At 61.7% G+C, this 22,093-nt stretch carries 20 protein-coding genes; 10 read left to right on the top strand and 10 right to left on the bottom strand.

Annotation, left to right across the window (positions count from 1 at the left end):
- Nucleotide 1: 1 nt before the first annotated feature.
- A complete protein-coding gene (pstC, locus tag GJR98_RS06540) occupies nt 2-961 on the bottom strand; it encodes a phosphate ABC transporter permease subunit PstC (RefSeq protein ID WP_151136657.1) in 960 nt (319 codons plus the stop codon).
- 62 nt (nt 962-1,023) lie between these two features.
- Nucleotides 1,024-2,064 carry a PstS family phosphate ABC transporter substrate-binding protein gene (locus tag GJR98_RS06535; protein WP_151136655.1) on the bottom strand — a complete coding sequence of 347 codons (1,041 nt, stop codon included), beginning with the start codon at nt 2,062-2,064 and terminating at the stop codon, nt 1,024-1,026.
- A 342-nt stretch (nt 2,065-2,406) separates the two neighbouring features.
- Here GJR98_RS06535 and GJR98_RS06530 point away from each other — a divergent pair, with 342 nt between their 5' ends.
- Nucleotides 2,407-3,408, top strand: a complete 1,002-nt coding sequence (locus GJR98_RS06530; RefSeq protein ID WP_151136653.1) for a phosphate uptake regulator PhoU — start codon at nt 2,407-2,409, stop codon at nt 3,406-3,408.
- Between the two features lie 219 nt (nt 3,409-3,627).
- Here GJR98_RS06530 and GJR98_RS06525 read toward each other — a convergent pair whose 3' ends face one another.
- On the bottom strand, nt 3,628-4,005 hold the full coding sequence (locus GJR98_RS06525; RefSeq protein WP_151136651.1) for a 30S ribosomal protein S8e: 378 nt from the start codon (nt 4,003-4,005) through the stop codon (nt 3,628-3,630).
- A 129-nt stretch (nt 4,006-4,134) separates the two neighbouring features.
- Here GJR98_RS06525 and GJR98_RS06520 point away from each other — a divergent pair, with 129 nt between their 5' ends.
- Nucleotides 4,135-4,581 carry a DUF2240 family protein gene (locus tag GJR98_RS06520; protein WP_151136649.1) on the top strand — a complete coding sequence of 149 codons (447 nt, stop codon included), beginning with the start codon at nt 4,135-4,137 and terminating at the stop codon, nt 4,579-4,581.
- Between the two features lie 60 nt (nt 4,582-4,641).
- Nucleotides 4,642-5,070 (top strand): hypothetical protein, encoded by a 429-nt coding sequence (locus GJR98_RS06515; protein WP_151136647.1) that lies wholly within the window; start codon nt 4,642-4,644, stop codon nt 5,068-5,070.
- Here the strand turns inward: GJR98_RS06515 and GJR98_RS06510 are convergent, their stop codons facing one another.
- Complete coding sequence (locus GJR98_RS06510; RefSeq protein WP_151136645.1) at nt 5,071-5,730, bottom strand: HAD family hydrolase; 660 nt, start codon at nt 5,728-5,730, stop codon at nt 5,071-5,073. It abuts the gene before it with no gap.
- Between the two features lie 110 nt (nt 5,731-5,840).
- Between GJR98_RS06510 and GJR98_RS06505 the strand changes: the two genes are divergently transcribed.
- Nucleotides 5,841-7,115, top strand: coding sequence for a DNA double-strand break repair nuclease NurA (locus GJR98_RS06505; protein ID WP_151136644.1), 1,275 nt, complete (start codon nt 5,841-5,843; stop codon nt 7,113-7,115).
- Nucleotide 7,116: 1 nt separating this feature from the next.
- On the opposite strand, the gene GJR98_RS06500 is transcribed toward GJR98_RS06505, so the two are convergent.
- The gene (locus GJR98_RS06500) at nt 7,117-7,473 is read right to left on the bottom strand and encodes a DUF7113 family protein (RefSeq protein ID WP_151136642.1); all 357 of its coding nucleotides are present in this window, start codon (nt 7,471-7,473) and stop codon (nt 7,117-7,119) included.
- 171 nt (nt 7,474-7,644) lie between these two features.
- On the opposite strand from GJR98_RS06500, the gene GJR98_RS06495 reads away from it, so the two are divergent.
- Together GJR98_RS06495 and GJR98_RS06490 are read left to right on the top strand one after the other, a co-directional pair.
- Nucleotides 7,645-9,531, top strand: a complete 1,887-nt coding sequence (locus tag GJR98_RS06495; protein WP_151136640.1) for an ATP-binding protein — start codon at nt 7,645-7,647, stop codon at nt 9,529-9,531.
- 99 nt (nt 9,532-9,630) lie between these two features.
- Nucleotides 9,631-10,065 (top strand): universal stress protein, encoded by a 435-nt coding sequence (locus tag GJR98_RS06490; RefSeq protein ID WP_151136638.1) that lies wholly within the window; start codon nt 9,631-9,633, stop codon nt 10,063-10,065.
- Nucleotides 10,066-10,128: 63 nt separating this feature from the next.
- Here the strand turns inward: GJR98_RS06490 and GJR98_RS06485 are convergent, their stop codons facing one another.
- Nucleotides 10,129-11,661 carry a pyridoxal phosphate-dependent decarboxylase family protein gene (locus GJR98_RS06485; RefSeq protein WP_151136636.1) on the bottom strand — a complete coding sequence of 511 codons (1,533 nt, stop codon included), beginning with the start codon at nt 11,659-11,661 and terminating at the stop codon, nt 10,129-10,131.
- A 270-nt stretch (nt 11,662-11,931) separates the two neighbouring features.
- Here GJR98_RS06485 and GJR98_RS06480 point away from each other — a divergent pair, with 270 nt between their 5' ends.
- Together GJR98_RS06480 and GJR98_RS06475 are read left to right on the top strand one after the other, a co-directional pair.
- The gene (locus tag GJR98_RS06480) at nt 11,932-12,603 is read left to right on the top strand and encodes a nitroreductase family protein (protein WP_151136634.1); all 672 of its coding nucleotides are present in this window, start codon (nt 11,932-11,934) and stop codon (nt 12,601-12,603) included.
- Nucleotides 12,604-12,768: 165 nt separating this feature from the next.
- The gene (locus GJR98_RS06475) at nt 12,769-13,620 is read left to right on the top strand and encodes a hypothetical protein (protein ID WP_151136632.1); all 852 of its coding nucleotides are present in this window, start codon (nt 12,769-12,771) and stop codon (nt 13,618-13,620) included.
- A gap of 542 nt (nt 13,621-14,162) precedes the next feature.
- Here the strand turns inward: GJR98_RS06475 and GJR98_RS06470 are convergent.
- Complete coding sequence (locus GJR98_RS06470; protein ID WP_151136630.1) at nt 14,163-15,185, bottom strand: hypothetical protein; 1,023 nt, start codon at nt 15,183-15,185, stop codon at nt 14,163-14,165.
- Nucleotides 15,186-15,769: 584 nt separating this feature from the next.
- Here GJR98_RS06470 and GJR98_RS06465 point away from each other — a divergent pair.
- Nucleotides 15,770-15,907: a hypothetical protein gene (locus tag GJR98_RS06465; protein ID WP_154269713.1), complete on the top strand. Its 138-nt coding sequence runs from the start codon at nt 15,770-15,772 to the stop codon at nt 15,905-15,907.
- Between the two features lie 26 nt (nt 15,908-15,933).
- Here GJR98_RS06465 and GJR98_RS06460 read toward each other — a convergent pair whose 3' ends face one another.
- Nucleotides 15,934-17,025 carry a KaiC domain-containing protein gene (locus tag GJR98_RS06460; RefSeq protein WP_151136628.1) on the bottom strand — a complete coding sequence of 364 codons (1,092 nt, stop codon included), beginning with the start codon at nt 17,023-17,025 and terminating at the stop codon, nt 15,934-15,936.
- Between the two features lie 147 nt (nt 17,026-17,172).
- Here GJR98_RS06460 and GJR98_RS06455 point away from each other — a divergent pair, with 147 nt between their 5' ends.
- Nucleotides 17,173-17,994 carry an NAD(+)/NADH kinase gene (locus GJR98_RS06455; RefSeq protein WP_151136626.1) on the top strand — a complete coding sequence of 274 codons (822 nt, stop codon included), beginning with the start codon at nt 17,173-17,175 and terminating at the stop codon, nt 17,992-17,994.
- Here GJR98_RS06455 and GJR98_RS06450 read toward each other — a convergent pair.
- Both GJR98_RS06450 and carB read right to left on the bottom strand, forming a co-directional pair.
- On the bottom strand, nt 17,991-18,716 hold the full coding sequence (locus tag GJR98_RS06450; RefSeq protein WP_151136624.1) for an SDR family oxidoreductase: 726 nt from the start codon (nt 18,714-18,716) through the stop codon (nt 17,991-17,993). The genes GJR98_RS06455 and GJR98_RS06450 overlap by 4 nt on opposite strands.
- Before the next feature lie 125 nt (nt 18,717-18,841).
- A complete protein-coding gene (gene carB, locus GJR98_RS06445; RefSeq protein ID WP_151136622.1) occupies nt 18,842-22,090 on the bottom strand; it encodes a carbamoyl-phosphate synthase large subunit in 3,249 nt (1,082 codons plus the stop codon).
- Between the last annotated feature and the right edge of the window lie 3 nt (nt 22,091-22,093).

The following is a 22,093-nucleotide window of genomic DNA, read 5'->3' as shown; positions in this document are numbered from 1 at the left end:
CTCAGTACACCTCCCGGTATTTCTGTGCGACGTAGTCGCTGATGATGTTCATGATGAGCGTGATGACGAAGAGGACGAGACCGATTGCGAACAGACTGCGGTAGGCCAGACCGCCGCCGGTGATGTCACCGGTGAGCAGTTGGACCATCGCCGCGGTCATCGGCAACGCGCCTTCGAGATACGAAGAGGGGTCCAGCGGGTTGAGGAACTTCGCCTGTGCACCTGCCGCGACGGTGACGGCCATCGTCTCGCCGATGGCACGCGAGAGTGCGAGGATGAACGACGAGAAGATGCCCGAGAGCGCGGCCGGAACGACGATTCCGGTCGAGACGTCGAACTTCGTCGCACCCATCCCGTAGCCAGCCTGTCGAAGGTCGTCGGGGACGGCGGACATCGCGTCTTCGCTGATGGACGCGACCATCGGGATAATCATGATGCCGACGACGATGCTCGCCGAGAGGATGTTGAACGTCCCGATTCCGGGTAAGACGACGCCCAGCGCAGGCGTGATGTAGATGAGTGCGAAGAACCCGTACACGACGGTCGGAACGCCAGCGAGGATTTCGAGCGCCGGCTTGAGAACAGACCGGGCTTGCGTGCTCGCGTACTCACTCAGGTAAATCGCGGTTGCGACACCGAGTGGGAGCGCGATGATCGCGGAGCCGATGGTAATCATCAGCGTCGCCGAGACGAGCGCCAGCACACCGAACTCCTGATTGTGAATCTGCCACGTCGTTCCCGTGAGGAAGTCGACGAGTGAGGCTGTTTCTCCCGTGACCCCCATCAGCGGGGCGGTGAAGCTGAAGAACTTCGCCGCCTCTGTGATGAGGAGTGCAACGATGCTGACGGTCGTCACGACGGACAACGCCGCGCACAAAAAGAAGAACGACCGCGTCAGCAACTCACGCGGAGAATTCTCCGTCTTCCGCGTGAGGTCAGTTTCGAGGTCATCTGTTCTCATTGGATTGTATGAATAGTGGATTATGAAAAAACGCTTCGTTAGCCTATTCTGCCAGTACGGCTTCAGTTAGCCTCTTCGATGGCCGAATTGAGCCTGTCGAGCATCTCTTGCTGTTCGTCTTCGCCGAGCGGGACGTAGCCGACTTCGTCGGCGACGATTTCCTTGCTCGTGGAGTTCTCCATCCAGTAGCGAGCGAACTCAGCGACCTGCGGCTCCGCGAGGGACTCCGTGGCGGGGTACGTGAAGAGTGGGCGCGAGAGCGGGTTGTACTCGCCGGAGAGTGCGGTGTCGAGCGACGGTTCGACGAATTCGCCGGCGTCGTTCTCGATGGCGACCGCCTGCACGGAGTCGGTGTTCTCGGTGTAGTACGCGAAGCCCATGTAGCCGATGGCGAACTCGGAGCCTTCGACACCCTGGATGATGGTGCGGTCCTGTTCGGTTGCAGAGTAGTCCTGGCGGTGGCCCGGGCCTTCTTCGCCGATGATGGCCTCGATGAAGTAGTCGTAGGTGCCGGATGCGTCAGTGGGACCGAAGATTTCGATGGGCTCTTCCGGCCAGTCAGAGTTGACGTCGGACCACGTCTCGGGCTGTGCCTCAGCCGAGAAGATGGTCTGGAGCTGTTCGACGGTGAGGCCCTCGCCGAGGAAGTCGTTGTCGTTGTTGACGATGACGGTCAGAGCGTCGGTTGCGACCTTGAGCTCGACGGGCGTGACGTCGTTGCTCGCACACTGGTCTTCTTCTTCCGAGTCGATGGGGCGCGAGGCGTTGTTGAAGTCCGTATCCCCGGTACAGAAGTAGTTCGCGAAGCCGCCACCGGACCCCGTCGACTGGATGTTGATGTTGACATCGGGGTTCTCTCCACGGAAGCGCTCGGCCATCGCGGTGGCCAGTGGGAACACCGTCGAAGAACCGGCGATGTCGACCGGACCCGAGAGCGTCTCGCTGTCGCCGCCCTCGGAGCCACCGTCCGAGCCACCGGAGTTGCCGCCCTCCGAACTGCCGGAGTTGTTCTCGGTACATCCAGCGAGGCCAACGATGCCAGCCGCGCCGGAAGCAATCAAGAATTTGCGCCGAGACAGGACGTCATCCGATTCGTGCGTCATCATCGATTTCGAGATGATTTGTAAGTAAATACGCTGCTATGACAACTATATAGAGATATGTTCTGGTACTTGTGGCACGGACAGAGCCGTCTCCGACCTGCTCGCCGCACGTACCGGGACGTTCCCCGTGATATTTCGGGGAGTGGATTGTCAACTACTGGCATGGGTGCGCTCATACATACCGATATCTACAGATATGAAGTTCCACAGCTGCCTCCAGAGATGTCAGTGAGGTTGTGACTCTGCGCACAATACAGCGCAGTTCTGAATCTAGAATGTAATCTGCTCAAATAGTATATAGGTATAGACAGTTTTATTGTGCGATGAGGTCCAGAGACGCGTATGGTCGAAACCCGAAAGGTGCAGGTGACGGGCGGTTCCACCTACACTGTCTCTATCCCGAAAGACTGGGCGACCGAGAACGGCGTCTCCGCTGGGAGCGAAGTCGAATTTTATCCAGAGGGTGATTCGTTGTTCTTGACTCCCCGGTCCGAAGAGGAACGAACCGAAGGGACGCTCGACATCTCGAACCTCGAAGGTGACGAACTCACGCGCGCGGTGATGACGATGTACGTCAGTGGATTCGACATCATCGCGTTGGAGAGTGGACGCATCACGACCGACCAGCGTCGGACGATTCGCGAGGCGACACAGAGCCTCGTCGGTCTCGAAGTCCTCGAAGAGACTCGTGACCGCGTCGTCATCCGTGACTTGCTGGACTCTTCTGAACTCTCCATCCACAACGCGGTCACGCGTATGCGACTCATCGCACTCTCGATGCTCGAAGACGCCATCGCCGCAATCGCGGAGATGGACGAAGACCTCGCCCACGACGTCATCCAGCGAGACGACGACGTCGACCGCCTCTGGATGGTCGTCTCTCGTATCTTCCGTGCGACGCTCCGAACCCCGAAGGCGGCAGAGGAACTCGGCCTGCCCCGTGAGGTGTGTTTCGACTACCAGTCCGCCGCACGACAACTCGAACGCATCGCCGACCACGCGACGAAGATTGCACACCTCTCGTTGAACTTCGAACAACCGGTGAGCGAGGAGATTATCGCGGCTATCGAGGAACTGTTCGAAGAGGCGAAAAAGGTCGTCAACGGCGGCATGGATGCGCTCTTCGCCGAAGACAGCAACGAAGCAGCGCGGCTCGCGAACGAGGCTCGTGAATCCGTGCAAGCAATCGACGAACGCGCCCGCAAAATCGACGAACTGCTCCGTGACCTCGACCCGGCACGGGCCCAACTCCTCGGGCTCATCGTCGACTCCGTCTCGCGGAGCGCCGACTACGGTGGCAACATCGCCGAGACGGCACTCCAGAAAGCGGCACCGACCCCCTGACCAGGCGACGCAGTCTATCGGCCCTCCACCTCGCAACGGTGTGAGTTCGTTCGAGTCCGTTCTTCCGCACGTTCTATCCACACAACCAGTCGCTCAACAGTCGTCGCTCAGCTATCGTCTTCACGCACGGTGCTCACACTCACAGCCACGTCTACGCGTGGCTGTCGCTCTCTGGAAGTAAACGGGGCCGCGCCGGAATTCCGACGCGGTGAAAGAGAATTACTCTTCGTCGATGAGAACTGCGTTGACCTGTCCGTCCTGTCCGGGGCGGGACGTGACGCGGGCACGACCGGCGCTCGTGTCGATGATGGAGCCCTTCGTGATGATGTTACGGCGGGCGTAGTTGACGTTCGACGGGTTGTCGACGACGCCTTCGATGTCGGCCTGCGTGACCTCGGCACCCTCAGCGACCTGTGCGACGTTGGTCGAGAGCATGCGGAGCTTTTCGTTGTTTCCGCGGGAGTCGATAACCTGGAATCGAGGCTCGCCAACCGTCGTGGCGGCGGGCTCACGACCCAGCTGGTAGCGCTTCTTGTTCGACGCCGGCTTGAGTCGTCCACCGGTCCGCTTCCGCTTGGAGCGTCCTTGGTCCTTCATACGGGGTAAAAACCTCGGTGACTACTTGAATCGCTCGAATCAGCTCTCGTCAGGGGGTGTCACAACGAGGCGTACGCCCGCCGCGACCAACACAAACCGTTTAGTTCACCCGCCACCGCCGTCGAACCGATGAGTCTCGACGTCACCGTCGCCGTTCCCTTCCGTCAGCACGGGTCGACTCGACTCGGCGAAGGCGAGTTCGTCGTCGCCCTGTCACTCGACCGCGACTGGTTCTCACCCGACCAAGCGAAGCGCCTCATCGACCTCGCCGCGGGTCGCGGGCTCGTCGAACGCGACGATGGCGATGTCGTCGCGACGTTCGACCCCGCCGACGTACAGATTCCCGAGGAGTTCGAACCCGACGCGTCCGTGCTCCGAGAGCAGTCTGCGTTCGAGCAGATTCTCGACGCCTGCGTCGCTGCTGGCATCGAAAAACAGGCTGCCGTCGCCGGCATCAACGAGCGACAGTCGAACCTCGGTGTGACCGCCGAGGCGGCAGCAGTCCTCTTCGCCCGCGAGAACGGCGTCGATGTCGACGAGGCGGCGACGAAGGCGAAACACGGGTTGTCGAAGTAACCCACCCCACATCGCTGACGAAAGCGACACCCCAAAAGCATCTCCACGACAACCGACTCTATGGTCGTCGACAGACTCACCGACGGAACACGCATCGCGCAACTACTCGCTTCCGAACTGACTGGCCACGAGGAGGCGTTTGCGATACTCTCCGTGGTCGATGCGGACCCCGACGTCGAGCCCACCGACGACGGTGCCTTCGCCTACGCCGTCGACGCGAACGAGACGCGCGTCGCCGAGGTGTACGTCCAACCGGACCGTGCCCGCATCGAGTTCCTCGCACACCCCGACGTGACTGCCGATGCGGCGAGCGAAGAGAACCTTCGAGTGCGTCCGAAGGCAGTCCGACCACCGCGGACGCTCGTGTTCGTCGAAGACGGCGCGCAAGTGAAGTGGACGCTTCCGGTGTTCCGCGCGCTGGTCGCAGCGCTCGACGCAGACGCGACAGGTGAGCACGACGAAAACACGTCAGAAGACGAACCCGCGTAACTAGAGGTCTGCGAGGAGTTCGGGAAGCTTCGTCGGCAACAGCTCGCGGGGGATGTGCGCGATGGCGCGCGGGTCGGGGTCGTCACAGTCGTCACCGACCACCTGCACCGGAAGCATCCCGGCGTCGTGTGCGCCCGCGATATCGTGATGGACACTGTCTCCGACGTAGACGGTCTCTTCGGGTGGTGTGTCGAGTCCGTCGAGGAGGGCCTCGAACGACCGAACGTCCGGTTTCCCTGCGGGGAGCGCACCGGTCACGAGCGCCGTATCGAAGTGGTTGAACCACCCGAGTTTCTCGATTTTGTCTTCCTGTGCGACGACCGGGCCGTTTGTGAGGAGACCGACCCGGTAGGTCGTCCGGAGGCCGGTGAGCATCGCTTCGACACCACTGACGGGGACGACTGCGTCCGTGATACGCTCACGGTACGCCGTCGCCACGTGTTCAGGGTCGACAGGGGAGTCGTGCTCTGCGAGGAGCGCCTCGAAAATCGGCGCGCGCGTCTCGCGTGTGAGATTCTCTTGATGTGCCCGGAGATACGCCTCCCGAGAGAGCGGCGGCGCGCCTGCTGCTGCCGCTGCCTCTGAGAGGATTGTCTCGCGGTCCCGCGTCGGAACTGCGAGTGTGTAGTCGAGGTCGAACCCGACCGCGCTGACTGACATCGTCGTCGAAGCATTGGAAACGAACTGATATGAGCATGCCGGGAACGACTCCGTTCTCGGACACATCAGGAGACGGGCGGATTTTTCACCATCGGCGACGACGCCGAGGTATGACCCTCGACCCCGTCCACGTGGACGACATCGCCTCCATGGCGAGTTCCATCGCCGACTCGGTCGACGACACCGACTACGAGGACCTCGCGCGGACGGTCTGGGAATCGTGGCTGGACCCGCTCTCGCCGGTCGGTGACGGACGACCGATTATCGAACCCATCGGCGAGCAACGACTCAACGCTGCGAACGTAGACGACATCGCACTCGTCGACGCGCCGTTTCCGACCGTCCACGGCCTCGATTCGGGGACCATCAACCCGACGACGTTCAAGAACGGACTCGTCCTCGACGTGGCCCACGCCGCGATGGCGGCCGAACCATCGGACCTCGACCTCCACCGCGCACGGTCCATCGTCATGACTGCGCACACCCGCGACTCGTTCTCGATTTTCGACACCGACGAGTGGACGAAATCGGACCGTGGATACGCCCGAAAGCGCATCCTCCGCGCGCCACGAGTCAACCGCTACGCCGAGGGTGTCGTCCACGCGCTGTCGCTGTATCTCGCCGAAAGCGCTCACGCACTCGAACACGCGGACGAGGTCTCTGACCTCCTCATCCTCGACGGGCCCATCTACCCGAAACAACTCCTGAACTGGCGGGACCGCGACGCGGAACTCAACGACCTCGCCCGTGACGCGAAACCGAAGGCAATCGTTCAGAACTACGTCCGACTGGTCGAGCGGTTCGCCGAACGCGACGTTCCGCTCGCTGGATTCGTGAAGAACCCCGGCGCGAAGCACATCGTCCGCACGGTCCAGAACCACTTCCGCGAGAACGAGTCTGGCGACGTGCCGTGGGTCGACGACGCCTCGTTCTTCGTCAGGTTGCTCGAACGGCGCGACGGACCGGACGCAGACGACCGGCGAACGGAGTCGTTGACGTTCACGAACTGGTTCATCTCACGCGGCGGGTCGGACCGTCAGATGAGCGCCGATGGAGACGCGTTCGGCGTCGAGCGGAAGCTGGACCCCGAAGCGTACACGGTCACGTTCTTCGTGCTGTACGACCCGCGGACGGACGTCTGTTACCGGGTCGAAGCGCCATACGTGTTCACGAAGGACGAAGAACGCCGTGAGAAGCTGATGCGCCACATGGTGCGCGACGTGGCCGCGACACGCGGCCCACCACTCGCTGTCGAGAAGGCAGACGAGTTAGCGCGAGTGAGTGTCGGAGAGAAGGCTGCACTCAGACGGAAACTCGCCGAGAAGCTCGGGTCAGACCAGATGAAAAGCTACGACAACGTCCGCTGGGTCGACGCCGACGAGTAAGTTACGGCGCCTCTTCGGGGCGACCCTCTTCGTCGGGTCTGACGACCTCGATACGGACGGCGTCGGAGTCGACGCCGACGCGTGCGAACTGTGTTCGAATGTGTTCTTTGGCCGCGACGAGCGCCTGCTCGCGGGTGTCGAATCCGCGCGGCATCGGCGTGTCGAACGCGACTCTGATAGACCGGCCGTCGATTTCCGTCTCGCTGCCGCCGCTTTCGACCTCGTAGAACTCGTCGCAGACCCAGACGTACGGTGCCGCTTCGTCGGGGGCACCGCGGTAGGTGGGCGCTTCCTCACCTCGTTCGAATATCGTTCCGGTGAGTGCCGTTCCCCCACCGTGACCGCGGACTAGAAGCATGCACACCCCTAGGGAAGCGACACGGAAAAGTCGTCCGCGGGAACGCCTCACATCTGCGAGTGCCCGTGTCGTCCGCGAGGTTCGGCGGCCGGTGCGAAGTTGGGAACCCAGTGATTCTCACTCGATGCCACGACGTGAGGATTTTTACACGCCGCCTGCAAGCGTTGGGACATGACCGACCTGGGGGACTTCAACGATTTCGTCGGCGACGACTCCGACGAGACGGACCGAGACGAACGCGAGGGTCGACGTCCCTCGGGTGGAGACAGTTCCGACGACACCGAACAGGCGGATGACGAGTACGCGTCGACATCGTCTGTGGCCACCGCGAACGGCGGCAGTGGCCTCCAGTTCGAGGAGTACGACGCCGAACCCACTGGGACCGAACGCGGCCTCGGTGCAATCGCCGTCTCGCAGGGACTCCGCGTCTCCGAAGACCACGAACGGACGATTCTCCGGGCGTTCGTCACGGCCGGGAACCGCGAACACGTTCGTCTCGGGAAGTACCTCATCGTCCCCTACCCCGACGACGAACTGCTGTTCTGCCGCATCGTCGGCCTCGAATACGCCCAGGAGTTCCAGACCGACGACGCCACCGAGATTCACGCCCGGCGCGCGATGCGCCAACCGCTCGACGAGTTCGAAGAGCGTGACTTCAAATTCATGGCCGAACTCGAACCCATCGCCGTCCTCTTTTCGGACCGTGGCGAGCTCAAGCGCCGAATGGTCGACCGAGTGCCTAAACCCGGTGCGACGGTCGGCGAGGCCACCGACGCGACGCAAATCAAGACCGGACTGAAGATTCCGGAAGACGGCGTCTTCCTCGGACACCTCTCCGTCGGCGGCGAGAAGGTTCGAACCGCGGCACAACCGCCGACCATCGACTACCGACTGAAAGACGACTACTCCGACGGCGACCCCCTCGTGTTCCGGCACACGCTCGTCGCGGGTGGCACAGGCTCCGGGAAGACCCACGGGTCGAAGAACATCCTTCGGCAGTACCTCTCACCCGAGCGAACGTACGAGATGGACGACGGACGCGAGGTTCAGACGGCAGTCGTGCAGTTCGACCCGCAAGACGAGTACGCACAGATGCACGACGACAACCCGGACATGGACGACGAAACCGCCCGGCGCTACGAGCGCGAGGGAATCGCCCACGGCGGCCACGACGACACACTCGCACTCGTCCCGAAGATGGCCGGGTCGTCGTACGCCGGGTCGAACCACCGCTCAGAGCAGTTGGAGTTCACGATTCCCTTCTCGATGGCTCGCGACCTCCCGTGGTTGGTCGCCGGCAGTAGCCTCAACGACAACCAGTACCCGGCACTCCTCGAACTGCTCAATCGATTCTTCCGCGACTACGGCGACAGCGGAACCTACCGTGAGTTCCTGACGTTCCTCGACGACCCTGCGCTCAAAGAGGAACTCGACGAATCGGGGCGCGTCCACGAAGCGACGTTCGACGCGGTGAAGCGGCGCGTTCGCGGTGTCCCAAACGGCGTGTTCGACCAAGACGCCCGACCAATCACGGAACTCGACCACGAACTCGTCCGCCCCGGTGGTCTGACCGTCGTTCCGACCTATCACCTCTCGTCGAGTCGAGCGAAGGAACTGTTCGTCCTCGCCGTCTCCGCACTGCTCATCGACGACAAACTCTCGAACGACCCGTCCAGTGAGCGAATCAAGGAGACGCCGCTGGTGCTCGGGATGGACGAAGCACACAACTTCTTGACCAACGCCGACACTGTGCAGGCGCGAAAGGTCATCGAGAAGTTCACCGAGGCGGCCAAGCAGGGCCGAAAAGAGCGTCTCGGCTTGTTCCTCATCACACAGGACCCACAGGATATCGCCGACTCCGTGTTCAAACAGGTGAACACCAAAGTCGTGCTCAACCTCGGCGACGAAGACGCCATCAAGAGCGTCAACATCCCGCCCAACCTCGAAGACAAGGTGCCGTACATGGAGAAAGGCCAGATGGTCGTCTACTCGCCGGACAACTCCGAACCGGTCGAACTGAAAGGCCTCTCGACCTGTGTGACACGGCACGGCGACTAACTGTCGAGCCAGACAGTGGGCGCTTGGACCGGAGTTGACGGCGTCCGCGAGGGCCGTTTCGTGGGCGGGTTTTTGTCCTGTCCCCGTCTATACAGTCACATGGCCGAACACGTTCTCGTCCCCGTCGATGGGTCGCCCCAGTCGGTCGCTGCGCTCCGTTTTGCCGCGTCGGAGTGGCCGGAGGCTCATCTCACGCTGTTGAAAGTCATCAACCCTGCAGACCCAGACTATCGAGAACGTGCTCTCAGCGGGTCCGAAGAGTGGTATCAAGACGAAAAGCGCGAGGCGCGCGAGACGTTCGCCGAGGCGAAAGCCGAGGTTGGACTCGTCGACACGGAGCGCGTCATCGACGAAGTCACCGCCGTCGGCAGTCCAGCCAAGGCCATCGTCGACGAACTGAGTGACGACGAGGCCGACTACGACCACGTCGTGATGGGAAGCCACGGCCGAACTGGCGTCTCTCGAATCGTGCTTGGAAGCGTCGCCGAAGAAGTCGTCCGGCGCGCACCGGTCCCTGTCACAATCGTCCGGTAGGGCACACAGTCGGGGTCACGGCCACTTCTCCGACAGAAACAGAAACACCAGAAACGCCTCCGACTACACGTGTCGGTCGAGTGTCTGTCGGAGGCTGCTATCTACCTGTTCGCCGATGTCACGAAGCGCTTCGAAGGTTCGGTCGATGTCGTCGGTCGTCGTCCGGTGGCTACAGATAGAAAATCGAAGCACTGTGCGCCCGTGAATCGAGGTGGTCATGACGAACGCAGTGCCGGTAAGCTGAATCTCGTCGGCGATTCGCTGGTTGAGTTCGTCGAGATAGGTGTCGACAGCGTCGCGTGCCTGTGGACTGTCTGCGGCGAGCGCCTGGAGGTCAGGCGGTGCGTACTGGAACGAGTACAGATACAGATTTGGCTCGTGGAGTGCGACGAAATCGTCTGCATCGCGGACACGTGCGTCGAGATGCTCCGTACAGTGGACGTTCTGTGAGAGCAGTGTGCGATAGCCCTCGACGCCGTAGTGCTTCAAACTCATCCAGACTTTCAGTGCCCGGAACCCGCGTGACATCTGTGGGCCGACTTCGTAGTAATCCAGCCCCTCGTAGGGAGTTCGCATCGTCCCCTCCAGGTACGAGGCGTGCATCTCGAACGCATCAGCCAGTAGCGAGTGGTCGCGCACGAGCACACAGCCACAGTCGTAGGGGATATAGAGCCACTTGTGCGGGTCCAACGTGACCGAATCTGCGCGTTCCAAGCCGGCGTACTGCGGTCGCTTCTCTGGGAGAATCGCCCCAAGCGCGCCACACGCACCATCCGCGTGGAACCAGATGTCACGTTCCGCACAGACTGTCGCAATTTCGTCTAACGGGTCGATTGCGCCGACGTTGACAGAGCCGACCTGCGCGACGACACAAAGTGGGGTGTCGCCGTTGGACACGTCCTCGTCGAGTTGCTCGGCGAGTGCGTCGACATCCATCGTGAAATCGTCGTGGCTGGGGACGAGTCGGACCGCGTCGCTACCGAGGCCGAGAATCTCTGCGACACGATAAATCGACGAATGGCCTTCGTGGTCCGACATGTAGAGTGTGAACGACTGGTCAGCTGACTGGAGCCCACTGCGTTTCGTGTCGTATCCAGCCTTTGCTCTGAGGCCAGTGAGAATCGCAGTGAGGTTCGCCATCGTCCCGCCGCTGGTAAACTGCCCACCACAGTCTGTGGGATAGCCAATCATCTCGGCGATCCACGAGATCGTCTGGCGTTCGATTTCAGTCGCAGCGGGTGCGGGTTTCCACCCACCGGCGTTCATGTTGATGGAGGCAGCGAGTGCGTCTGCGACGACCCCCATCGCCGTTCCAGAACCCATGACGTAGCCGAAGTACCGAGGCGAACCCACGTGTGTCGCGTTCGGAAGGACTCGGGTGGGCCACTCTTCGAGAATCGATGCAGGGTCCTCGCCAGTCTCCGGCAACGGTTCTTCGAACACCGCTTCGATCTCTGTCTGTGCTTTGCCGGGGAACACTGGGAGGTCGTCTATACTCTCGAAATAGTCCGCGATGATGTCGACTGCGCGGTATCCCAAGTCGCGAAACTCGTCCGGCGTGGGGGCAAGTGTACCGGACTCTGTCGAGGAAGCCATGCTATATATACGCTCACATAGGCGATAGATGTACCCTCTTCGACGTGAACGGCACGCTCGCATTCGCACGACGAGCTATCGAGGTGTGAACCATCGCTCACGCTCGGGCGGCCGTTCCCCCGACGTCCCTCGTTTTTGGGGCGAATTCGTCGGTGGTTACACGAATGCCACCTGGTGAAACCAGTGGAATGAGGGCTGCGAGCACACTGAAATCGGCGGTTTCGCCCGGATTGCGACCCTCTATTATATTGTCCTCCTAGAGAGGTAACAATGGAATTCAAAGAGGTTGCGACGACCCGCCGTTCCATCCACGAATACGCAGACGAACCGCTCGACGACGAGACGCTCGAAACGATCTTCGAGAATGCGATTCAAGCACCGTCGAGTTACAACCTGCAACCGTGGGAGTTCGTCGTCCTCCGTGAAGACGAGACTCAAGAGGCACTCCGGGCAGCAGCGTACGACCAAGAACACGTCACCGGTGCCGCCGCGTCGGTCGTCATCCTCGGCAACAAAGACCCCGAAGCACACGCCGAAACCATCGCCGACGACATGCTCGAAAAGGGCTACCTCCCGAACGAGGAGGTCCGCGACGACATCCTCGGAAACATCGCCGGGATGGCCGACCTGCCCGAGCAGGAACGCCGCGTCTGGACCGTTCGCTCGACGTCACTCGTCTCGATGGCCCTCATGCACGCCGCGTGGGACGAAGGTGTCGCCACCTGCGCCATCGGTGGCTTCGACCCCGACGCCGTCCTCGATGCGTTCGACATCGACGGCGACCAGTACGAACCCGTGATGCTTCTGACGATGGGTATTCCCGCCGAAGACGCCGGTGAACTGCAGGCTGAGCCCAAATACCGCCGCCCTGTCGACGAAGTCGTCCACTACGAGGAGTTCTCGCCAGAGCGCGAGGCCGTCCCCGCGCCTGCCGACGACTGACGCCAGACAGTCCACTCTGACACGACCCCCACTCCACTTCATCCCTCTTTTCCCGCCGGTTTCGACGTGAGTCGCCACACCAGTTACTCCACCGTTCTCAGGGTGTGAGGACCGTCGAGCCGGATTATTCTTCGTTCGAGCGTATCTCTAAGTGGTGATTCACCGATGACGACGCTCATTCGAGGCTGGCAGGTCGTCACGACAAGCGTACTCGTCGTGCTGTCTGTCATTTCGGCCCTCTTAGGCCTCTTTCGGCCGGGGCACTACAACGACGTCCCTGCCCTGCTCCCGACGTACTTCGCACAGGATCTGATGATGCTCGCAGTCGGTGTTCCCATGTTAGCACTCGGTCTCTGGTTTACGATGCGTGGGTCACTCCGGGGGCGAATCGTCTGGCTCGGGTCGCTCGCGTACATGACGTACATGTGGGCGTCGATTGGCCTGCAGGTTGCGTTCAATCAGTTCTTCCTCGGGTACGTCGCACTCTTTTCGCTCTCGCTGTTCACGTTCGTGGGCGGGGTCGTGACCACCGACGCGAGAGAGATTCACGACACGCTAGCGGGACACATCACAGAGCGCGTCTACGGCGTGTTCTTGCTCGTGATTGCACTGGGGCTGGCGTTCTTGTGGCTCTCCGAAGTCGTTCCCGCCACGCTCACGGGGTCGGCCCCACTCCTCGTCGCGGAAGTCGGTCCACAGGCCATGATTTCGCACTTCCTCGACCTCAGTGTCGTCGTTCCGGCACTCGCTGTCAGTGGAATCTGGGTCTGGCAAGGGAGACTGTGGGGGTACACGCTCGCTGGAATCAGCCTCGTGTTTGGTGCGGTTCTCGCACCGACGCTGACGCTCGCGACGTTCCTGCTGTTTACCGCAGGCGAGGTGACGGTTTCGCTCGTCGTCGTCGTGTTCACGGTCCTGCCGGCAGCCATCGCCGCGACGCTGGCCATTAGGTTCGTCCTCGCGGTTCCGAGAGGGCGGCACTCCCGAGTGGCTGACGAGGTGAGTGAAGCGGTCTGAATGCGTTGATGGCGTCGATAACATCGACTGGCCCGTTGAGATGCGCACCAACTGAGAGAAATCGCGTGCTGAATTGAGAGTGTATTCAGTACAGGCTACGACTCTGATTTTCCAATTGAAGTTCCCAATGCAGCACCCACGACCACTCCCACACCTGCTGCAAGGGGGCCTGCTACCAGATAGCCGACACCACCGAAGAACACCACCGGAATGAAGACTTCAATCGGGTGGGGGTGAGACATGTCCGATACTTAGACGCACCGTACAAAAAGGCAATTCATTGACTAATTCGCGTGCTCTATTCAGCACGCCGCTGAAAGCGACCCAGTTGCTGTCAGAAGTGATGTGCAACACTCAGAGGGTGTATTCACTATTGAGTTCCGAGCGTTACGGAGTGACGGTTACCGGACGAGGCGCCCATCACTGCACTTTTTCGGAATTTTGAGATACAACGATCAACGGGTTCTGCACATTGGGACAGACCGGAACAACTTCGCGCAGAGAAAAAATGTCGCTTTTCAGAACGTCGACGGTACGAATCCTCAGCGAGCGCGGCCTCTGTTCTTACCTTTGCCGCCGACAGTTTTGATCGCGTCGGTCCCGACAACGTCCGTGCCATCGTTGGTCTGCCCGACCAAGTTGGCCTCGGTGTCGCCGTCGGCGAAGCCAGCGTCTTGAGTCGGGAAGTGTAGCACGAGGTCCATCAGGCCGTCTCCATCGACGTCATCGACGTGGCCGCCGTGGGCCGCGCTCGCACCGCCAGGGCCAAAGGCGAGTGAAGAGACGTCAAGCGTCGTCGCGTCGAAATCGTCGGTCGAGTAGACCACGACGGGGGTGACTCCCTTCGAGTTCGGGTTGATGGAATTGTCGTCACTGTCGGGCTTGATGTCGATGTTGACGTCGATAGTGGTTGATTCACAGCTCTGCGGTGGGAGAGGTGCCTTCATCTCGAAGATGATTGCCGCAGGTGTGTCACCGTACATTGGGTCGTTCCACGCGCGTATCTCGAGAGTGTTCTCGCCGGTCTGTAGGAAGGGAACGACGTCCTGCCCGACCATCGGTGGGTAGTATCCGACAGTGCGTACGAAAGTGCCGTTCAGATAGATCTCAGCTGTGTTGTCCGCGGCGACGGAGAGCGTCGCTGTACTCGGCACCATATCGAGGTCGAACGTCTGCTCAAGGCGGATTCGTTCGTCTGCGGGTTGATAAAGATCACACGTCCCGGATGGGCAGTACCACACGTGCTGGGCGTCAGCGCTGAAGACACTGCCCCACGGGGGGTTACCACTCTCGTGATATGGAGAAACCATCGCGGGCGCGTCGACGGGCGTGAACGTTCCGTTGCGGCCCACTCCGACGCCGGTGATTCTCGAGCACGAACCGCTGTGTAGGAACGAGGACGAAGATGCACTCACTGACCCGGCCATCGCCGGGAGGCCGACCAGACCGAGTAGGCCCGCACCCGCGAGGCTACGAAGCGCGGAGCGCCGCGAAAGTTCAGGGCCAGTGTGTTCGACGCCTGTCTTGTCGGTTCCGTCTACTGGAGAATTGTTTTGGTTCGACATATGTAGTGTAGTGTATAACCCCCCAAACCGCACACAGAACCTCGACCCTACGTCGAGAGCGCACATGAGTGGCGAAAAGTTACGATGACCAGAATGTCAGGACCTGAGTTATATCTTTACCAGTTAAATCTGTCTCGAACTTGTGACATTCTAAAATCAGGTCAGTCTGGAGTAACAGACACGTATTCGTCGCAGTGCGAGGACTCGGCCAGTTAGTCTATCGATTAAATCACTCCCATATGATACACAACTGCTGCTATATGCCAACTTACAGTGAGAACAGGACTGACCAGTGGGACTACCAGACGTACTGGAGCAACCAAACGGAAAAAACGGCTCTTGAGTAGCGGTGGCATCGCCGACCTACTCATTCAACCGCGTGACCGACTCGCGCCCTCTATCCAGCACGGTCTCGACGAAGTGTCAGTGACAGATGATTTCAACAGGATCTGGCGAGTTCCCTGACCTCCAACAAGTGTACTGCACCGAACCGAGCGAAGCGAGGTTCGGCCTTTTTTGTCGCCAGAACGCGCCGCGTTCTGGCTGAACGGCCAGAAGTCGGTGACTTCTAGCAGTGGTCCACCGTGAGACGCCTCGCGTCTCACGAGCCTTCGTTCGCTGACGCTCACGAAGACAGCTTTTTCGAGGAGGGCGAGACGGAACCACCGTCTCGCTTCCTCACGGGCGACTCGCGGGTCGCCCGTGAAGAGCGGGTCGCGTAGCGACCCCGACGAAGAAAAAGGTGGAGTTAGAAGATATTCGCCTGCCGGTAGACGCTGATTCCCTCGCTCGTGAGTTCGTACGGTTTCGTCTCTCGAGAGTGGTTGGCATCGCGAATCTTCTGTATCTCGATTGCGAGTCGCGTCTCTCGGAAGTCGTCGGGACGGACGTACTGGAGGACGAACACCGCGTCGGAGAGGTACTCGACGATGCCGTGTCGAGAGACGTACGGATTCGTCTGGTCTGCCTCGGAGGTGAGCATAGTCGTCACACCGGCATCTTTCAGCGAGCGCGTGAAGTCGAACACTTCACTCCGGCGCTTCGAGGGGTGGTCGTACATCATCTCGAGCAGTGAGACCGAGTCGAGGACGAGACGGTCGGCGTCGAACTCGTCGACGAGGCGAGGTAAGTCGTTGCGAATGCTGGAGAGACTGTTGGCCATCTCGACGGGGTCCAAATCGACGATTGCCAGGTTTCCATCGGCTTCGTACTCCGAGAACTGCCAGCCCTTCTCGTCGGCGGTGTCGAGGATACGACTGCGGCTCTCTTCGAGCGTGATGTAGACGGCGTTGTCTCCGTTTTTGAGCGCTTCGTAGAGGAACTGCAGACCGAACGTCGTCTTGCCGGTCCCGGCACTCCCAATCGTCACCATGAGCGACCGCTCCGGGACGCCGCCGAGAATCATCTCGTCGAGTCCTTCGATGCCGATGTCGATGCGGTCGATGTCCGACTCGAAGTCGTCGTCGTCGAACTGGAGTGACTCCCGGGTCGCGTTGCTGTCGAAGTGAAAGTCGTCGCCCATCCCACTGCCGGCGGACCCACCGAATTCGTCGTCGGAATCGCCGATGTCTGGCATCGGCGCGTTTTTGAACGCCTCCGCGAAGTTCGTCGAGAACGGGTCGTCGCCCGCGTTCTCCATCGAGTCGGCTGGCGCTGCCGCTCCATCCGAGTCGTTCGCCGGCGAACCCGACGCGCTCTCGTCGTCACTGCGACCGTCTCTATCGGCGTGGTCGTGGTTCTCGTCGTCCAGTTCCACAGTTTCTGGGTCGGCGGCGGCTTCGTCCGTGTCGTCGCGGCGCTCGCGGAGCGCCCGCTCGAACCAGTCGTCGTCGTCGCTCACGGAGACCACCTCGGCCGAACAGAGAGGCCACCGTCCGTGCCTGCCATCAGTTCAACGTGGGCAGGGGATGTCATGAACGTTTCCCGTGTCAGTCTTTCGTGGTGACGTGACGGTGGGCTTTTGCCCGGTGGCGTCAAACCGCGGGTTATGAAGGTCGGCATCGTCGCGCAGAAGGGCAATAGTCGGGCCGCGTACCTCGCCGCAGACATGCGCGAGGCGCTGGCGGCCGTCGATGTCGAAGCGGTTGTCGATGCGGCGACGGCCGAGGAACTAGACGTCGGTGGGTTCCCAGTCGAGCGGCTCGACGAGTGTGACCTCGTGGTGAGCATCGGGGGAGACGGGACGTTTCTCTACGCTGCACGAGGTGCAGACGGCGTCCCCATCCTCGGCGTGAACCTCGGCGAGGTCGGGTTCTTGAACGCCGTCTCTCCCGACGACGCAATCGACGAAGTGTTGAGCGAAGTCGCAGCGTTCCGAGACGGGACGCCGTCGGTCCGCGAAGTTCCGCGTATCGTCGCCCGCGGGGACGACTGGGAGATGGACCCCTCGATGAACGAAGTCGTCGTCCACGGCCCTCGACGAGGCCACGGTGGGGGTGCAGGGGTGGAGATCCGTGTCGACGGCTCGCTCTACTCCGGCGGTCACGCAGACGGCGTTCTCGTCACGACGCCTGCGGGTAGTACAGCCTACAACCTCAGCGAAGGTGGGCCGCTCGTCCATCCCGGCGTCGAAGGACTCGTCGTCACCGAGATGGCTGCACGTGAGGGGATGCCGTCGCTCGTCGTCCCACTCGATGCCACGGTCACTGTGACGGTCACAGACGCCGAGTCAGCCGTCGTCGTGGGTGACGGACGGACCCGCCGGACTGTCTCGACACCAATCGAGGTTCGCATCGAGCAGTCCGACTCGCCAGTTCGACTCGCTGGCCCAACCTCTGACTTCTTCGAAGCGCTTGGAAAACTCGACTAGTCGGCGGGTTCGCCTCGTGGAACGGATCCCCACTGGATGTCGACGAGGTAGTTCGGTCGTCCACGAAGTCCCGGTCGCGAGACGATTTCGAACGTTCGGTTCTCCGCTGCAGGGGTGAACAGCGAGCGGGTGAGCACGTTCGCCACGTCCGCGCGGGGGATACTTCCTCGGACAGAGTCTCCACCCTCGCCGACGAGGACTTCGTCGGTCGCCGGCGCGTCGGTCAGCGCCCCCGGTCGAACAATCGTGTGGTCGAGTGGGGCGTCTCTGAGTCGTCTCTCGCCACGTTCCTTGGCCGAGAGGACGCCCGCAGCGGTGAGAATCGCGCGGAGTGAGAGCGGGAGACCGCCTTTCGAATCACCGACGCCGATAGACGAGGTGAGAACGAAGCGTTTGACGCCTGCGGCAGTCGCGGCATCGACGAGGTTTTCGACGCCTTCACCGTCGACGAGCTCTCCGCGAATCGTTTCGAGACCGGCGGCGACGCCGACAGTCGAGACGACGGCGTCGACGTCGATTACCGCTTCCCTCGCATCGTCGCGGTTCAGGAGGTCACCGACGACGACTTCGTCTGCCCCCTGTGTCCGAAGTGTGGCTTCCGCGTCGGAGTCGCGGGTGAGCGCCCTGACCACGAACGGAGTCTCCGCCAGCGTGTCGAGGACGAACCGGCCGGTCCGACCCGTCGCACCGGCGACGAGGACGCGGCCGCGCTTCCGTGTCATACTCGCGCATGGGGTCGAGACTCAATAACCTTCGTGAAGGCGTCAAAAGTCGGGGGCAGCGCACGGACTGATGAACGAACGACACGTCACAGAAAGGACCGCGCAGTTCGCCGACCAGCGGTCGTCTACTGACCCCAGTTGGCGATGGTGCGCGGGCGCTCGGAGACGGGGTGGACGTCGATGTCCTCGTCCGCCGCGCCGCGTGCTTCGAGGGCTGCCTTCGAGGAGGCGTACGTCGAGAAGTAGCCGACTTCCTCTTCGACACAGTCGATGAGCGTCTCGCGGTCACGGGAGACGACGAAGTCGATGTCACCCTCGCGGAGGAGCGGCAGGAGGTCGTCTACGTCGCCGGGCGTGAGTACGTCGTAGTAGTCGGCGAACCCGTCGAGGAGTGCCTGTCCCGCTTCGCTGTCGGCGTCAGGGAACTCCGAATCGGCGAGGTCGACGTAGACCGTCCCATCGAGCGGGATGGCATCGTTCGCTGCAATCTGGGCTTTCTCGTAGGCCTTGGCGAACGTGGTCGCGGTTCCCATGACCTCACCCGTGGACTTCATCTCCGGGCCGAGGCGCGGGTCCGAACCCGGCAGGCGGTCGAACGGGAGGACGACTTCCTTGACCGAGACCTGGTCGGGAATCTGCTCGGTCGCTTCGAGTTCGTCCAGCGTGTTGCCGGCCATGACCTTCGCTGCGAGTTTCGCGATCGGGACGCCCGTCGCCTTCGAGACGAACGGGACCGTCCGCGACGAACGCGGGTTGGCTTCGAGGACGTACACGTCGTTCGACCCGTCGTCGTTCTCCTTGACGGCGAGTTGGACGTTCATCAGGCCGACCGTGTCGAGCGCTTTTGCGATATCTTCTGTGACCTCGCGGACACGCGCCATCGTCTCGTCGTCGAGCGAGCGCGGCGGAATCATACACGCGGAGTCACCGGAGTGGACACCGGCGGCCTCGACGTGTTCCATCACGCCACCGATGAGGACGCGTTCGCCGTCGGAGACGGCGTCGACGTCGAGTTCGACACCGTCGGCGAGGAACTCGTCGATGAGGATTGGCTTGTCGGGCGAGACGCGGACTGCTTCCTCGATGTACTCTTTGAGTTCGTCGTCGGAGTGGACGACTTCCATCGCGCGGCCGCCGAGGACGTACGACGGGCGGACGAGGACGGGGTAGCCGAGTTCGTTGGCGAGGTCGAGCGCTTCGGCCTCGCTCGTGGCAGAGCCACCTTGTGGCTGGAGGATGCCGAGGTCGTCCATCAGGCGGTTGAACCGGTCGCGGTCTTCGGCGAGGTCCATCGCGTCGATGGTGGTTCCGAGAATCTCACAGTCGACACCGCGACGCTTGAGTTCGGTCTCCAGCGGGTGACCGATGTTGACCGAGGTCTGGCCACCGAACTGGAGCATCACCCCGTCGGCGTCGATTGCCTCGATGACGTCGGCGACTTCTTCGGCCGTGATTGGTTCGAAGAAGAGGCCGTCGGAGGTGTCGTAGTCCGTCGAGACCGTCTCGGGGTTGTTGTTGACGACGTGCGCGTCGATTCCGAGGTCGCGGAGGGCCTGGACGGCGTGGACCGAACAGTAGTCGAACTCGACACCCTGTCCGATACGGATGGGGCCGCCACCGACCACGACGACGCTCTCCATGTCGCGGTCGACGCGGAGTTCGTTGCCCGCGGAGTCGCCTTTGAACGGTCCGCGGAAGAACTCGGGTTTGCGGGCGGAGTAGTAGTATGGCGTCTGTGCGGCGAACTCGCCGGCACAGGTGTCGACCTGCTTGTACGTGCGGCCGGGGACGTTCTGCTCGACTTCGTCGACGGTGGTGCCAGTCGCCGTTGCGATGCTGGCGTTCGTGTGCCCGGCGGATGCGGCGGCGGCGAAGTCACCCTCCGAGGCGGCTTCGACCGATTCGACGATGCGGCCGAAGCGCTCGACGTACCACTCTTCGATTCCCGTGAGTTCGACCACGTCGTCGACCGTGTAGCCACGTTCGAACGCCTCGAAGATGGCGTACGGACGGTCGGGTGTCGGCTTCACGAGGAACTCTGCTTCGAGTTCGTCGTCGGACACCTCGTCCCAGTCGGCGGCGGGGTCGTACTCCGAGGAGCGAAGCGCCTTCATCAGTGACTCTTCGAACGTCCGGCCGATAGCCATCGCCTCACCGGTGGACTTCATCGCCGTCGAGAGCGTGAAGTCTACGTCGGTGAACTTGTCCTTGGGCCAGCGCGGGACCTTCGTGACGACGTAGTCGATTGCGGGTTCGAAGGCGGCGGTCGTCTCGCCGGTAATCTCGTTCGTAATCTCGTGGAGGCGCTTGCCGAGGGCGACTTTCGCCGTCACGCGGGCGATTGGGTAGCCGGTCGCCTTCGACGCGAGCGCGGAGGAGCGAGAGACACGCGGGTTCACTTCGACGACGCGGTACTCGCCGCCGGGTGTGCCGTCGTCGTGCCACGCGAACTGGATGTTACAGCCACCCTGGATGCCGAGTTCGCGGATAACTTCGAGTGCGGCGTCGCGCATCTCTTGGTGACCTTCGTCGGGAATGACCTGCGATGGGGTGACGACGGTGGACTCGCCGGTGTGAATCCCCATCGGGTCGATGTTCTCCATGTTACAGATGATGATACACGAGTCGTCGGCGTCGCGCATCACTTCGTATTCGAGTTCGACCCAACCGGAGATGGACTCCGTGATGAGCACTTCGCTGTTACGCGAGAGGCGAAGTCCCTTGCGGACACGGCTGACGAGTTCGTCCATCTCGTGGACGACGCCGGACCCTGAGCCACCGAGCGTGTAGGTAGTGCGGGCGATGACGGGGAGGCCGCCGACGTCGTCGACGGACGCTTCGACGCGTTCTTGGAGGTCTGCTTCGGTGATGTTCTGGACCTTCTCACCGTCTTCGAGTGAGATGGTCGTCGAGCGCGGGACGGGTTGTCCAATCTTCTCCATCCGCTGACGGAAGAGGTCGCGGTCTTCGGTCGCGTAGATGGTGTCCAGGGGCGTCCCCATGATTTCGACGTCGAACTCGTCGAGGACGCCTTCTTCTGCCAACTCGGCCGTGACGTTCAGTCCCGTCTGGCCACCAAGTCCGGCGATGACGCCGTCGGGGCGTTCCTTCCGGATGATCTCCGAAATGGCCTCCGTCGTGATGGGCTCGATGTAGACCTTGTCGGCCATCTCGGGGTCGGTCATGATGGTCGCGGGGTTGGAGTTGACGAGGACAACTCGTGCGCCTTCCTCTCGCAGCGCGCGGCAGGCCTGCGCGCCGGAGTAGTCGAATTCCGCTGCTTGTCCGATTTGAATCGGGCCACTTCCGATGAGCAGAATCGTCCGGTCCTCTGTTCCGTTCTGAGTTCCGGCTGATGTGTCCTCGTCAGTCATCGT

The sequence above is a fragment of the Haloferax marinisediminis genome, from assembly GCF_009674585.1.
Classification (GTDB): domain Archaea; phylum Halobacteriota; class Halobacteria; order Halobacteriales; family Haloferacaceae; genus Haloferax; species Haloferax marinisediminis.
This window is presented reverse-complemented; position numbering and strand designations above follow the sequence as displayed.